This window comes from Bartonella sp. MR110HLJHH (assembly GCF_042194225.1).
GTDB lineage: Bacteria > Pseudomonadota > Alphaproteobacteria > Rhizobiales > Rhizobiaceae > Bartonella > Bartonella grahamii.
This window is the reverse complement of record NZ_JBHIMQ010000120.1, coordinates 1-519: the sequence shown is the minus strand read 5'-3', so window position 1 is coordinate 519 and position 519 is coordinate 1. Positions and strand designations below refer to the sequence as shown.

The window sequence follows — 519 nt, the reverse complement described above, 5'->3', positions numbered from 1 at the left end:
GAAAGCCGGCAATGATGTGCCGCTGATTGATATTGTTCGCCCCAATGGACAGGGTCTTTCTCATAACAAATATGACAGTTTCAATGTTGATACCCATGGCGTGATTTTGAACAATTCGACTGAGGAGGTTTCGCGTTCACAGCTTGGGGGATTGGTGCCAGGCAACGGCAATTTGCGTTATAGCGGTGCAGCAAAGGTTATTCTTAATGAAGTGGTGAGTGCCAATCGCTCGCGTCTTGAAGGCGTGAGCGAAGTACACGGGCATATGGCGGATGTTATTATCGCCAATCCCAATGGGATTACCTGTAACGGTTGTGGTTTTATTAATACACCAAGGGTGACTTTATCGACCGGACAACCGATCATTGGAGCCGATGGGGCTTTGAGTGGGTTGCGTGTTGAGGGTGGTGATATCACCATAGGCGCTCGTGGGGCTGATGGGAGTGCATTAGATATTTTTGATCTTGTTTCGCGCAAGATCAGTGTCGGGGGTCCCATACAGGTCAAAGGAGATTTGGC

The 519-nt window shown here is 48.9% G+C and carries 1 protein-coding gene; it reads left to right on the top strand.

The features are described from left to right. Positions 1-519 (top strand): filamentous hemagglutinin N-terminal domain-containing protein (locus ACFIKB_RS09695; protein ID WP_375653565.1); only part of this gene is annotated, 519 nt, incomplete at both ends.